Source organism: Pseudomonas sp. (assembly GCF_049590575.1).
Lineage (GTDB): Bacteria > Pseudomonadota > Gammaproteobacteria > Pseudomonadales > Pseudomonadaceae > Aquipseudomonas.
Genome location: NZ_JBAWDE010000155.1, coordinates 1 through 1,559 on the forward strand (window position 1 = coordinate 1; position 1,559 = coordinate 1,559).

The following is a 1,559-nucleotide window of genomic DNA, read 5'->3' on the forward strand; positions in this document are numbered from 1 at the left end:
GGCCTGCGCCTAGAACTCCGAATGCGAAGCCGGACTTTTCCGGTGTCTGGCTGATATCTCCTAAGTCAGTTGGGGGCCGTTCGCAACAACCGGATCTACTGCCGTGGGCAAGAGCTCTATACCGCGAACGGGTACTCAATGACTATAAAGATAAGCCTTCCGCTCGATGCCTGCCGGAGCTCGCGGGATTCCTGGCTCGGTGGCCTATCAGAATCGTCCAGACTCCCCAGCTCCTGGTGACGCTTAGAAGCGACGATGTGATCTCCGCCCACTACGTGTACCTGGATGGACGCAGTTTTCCCAAGGATCTGGAATCATCGTGGCAGGGATATTCGATTGGCAAATGGGAAGGCGACACGCTGGTCATCGACACGCTGGGGTTGAACGATAAAACATGGCTGAATATGTTCCCTCATACCGGCAAGCTGCACATCACCGACCGGTTGCGGCGGCCGGACCTGGGTCACCTTGAAGTGGAAACCACATACGACGATCCAGAAAGCTTTCGAACGCCGTTCCGGACAAAGTTCGTAAATGTCCTGGCGCCCGATGAGGAAGTCGAGGAGTACGTTTGCGCGGAGAATAATCAATACCGCGAGCACGTGAGCACCAACTAACCGGGTACGCGTTTGGGGGAGAGTAAACCGAATGAGATACGAAGCGCATTTATTGATCCTGTCTCTGGCGCTGCTGCTCTCGCGCTCGTCCGCATACGCGCATCACTCGTTCGCCGCCGAGTTCGATACCGATAAGCCAGCTCAAATCAGCGGTACGGTCACGAAAGTGGAGTGGACAAATCCTCACGTCCATTTCTACGTGGATGTGAAGAACGATCAAGGCGAAGTTGTCAATTGGAATATCGAACTTGGGCCTCCGCTAATCTTGCGCCACTTAGGATGGCGACAAGATTCACTGAAGGCCGGCGATCAGGTGACGGTCGAAGGCTACCTAGCTAAAGACCAGTCCAAGTTGGCGAATGCAAAGAAAGTGACGTTGGCGGATGGCCGAAGCGTCTTCGCGGGATCGTCGGCTGAAAAACGCACCGAATAGGCCTGCCGGCCATTCCTTGGCTTCTGCCTCGGCAGCGCGCTCAAGTCAGTTAATTGCGAAACAGTAGAAAAGGCCCGCGCCGCCGCTGCTTTCGAGCGCCGCCTGGCTGCAGCCTTTTGTGGCGTTCGAGGAATTCCAGGATGAGCCATTGCCGATTCGATCAGAATGGCCGACCTGCGCGGAACCTGTTGAGCTGCTGGTCCAGTTGTTGCAAGTATGGTCGGCGTTATCCGTGTAAGCGCGGCCGTCCCACTTCGATCCGGTGAGAATTTCGTGCTGAATCGGTGGCGTATCGCCGATGCCGTGAATGACCTGTCCATGCTCGTCGCGTGTGGACTGTTTGAATAGATTGCTGCCGCGTTGCGCCTTTACGAGCGTGTCTCCGTGAAGTTCGGCAAGGTCTGCTGAAATGATGGCGTTTTGGGGCGCCCCCAGTTGCGCGAACGACCAGTTGAACCAAGGCCCGGTGCCGATACGGTCACGCGCGTTGACGGCCGGCTGTCCGGGAC

General features: G+C 56.6%; 2 protein-coding genes and 1 pseudogene. 2 read left to right on the forward strand and 1 reads right to left on the reverse strand.

From position 1 onward, the window contains the following. The coding region (locus tag WBR57_RS11560; protein ID WP_424083946.1) for a hypothetical protein at nt 1-617 on the forward strand (617 nt) is incomplete at its 5' end. 31 nt (nt 618-648) lie between these two features. Beyond that, on the forward strand, nt 649-1,050 hold the full coding sequence (locus WBR57_RS11565; RefSeq protein ID WP_424083947.1) for a DUF6152 family protein: 402 nt from the start codon (nt 649-651) through the stop codon (nt 1,048-1,050). A 45-nt stretch (nt 1,051-1,095) separates the two neighbouring features. Here WBR57_RS11565 and WBR57_RS11570 read toward each other — a convergent pair. Then, nucleotides 1,096-1,559: pseudogene (locus WBR57_RS11570) on the reverse strand (hypothetical protein); the annotation flags it as partial.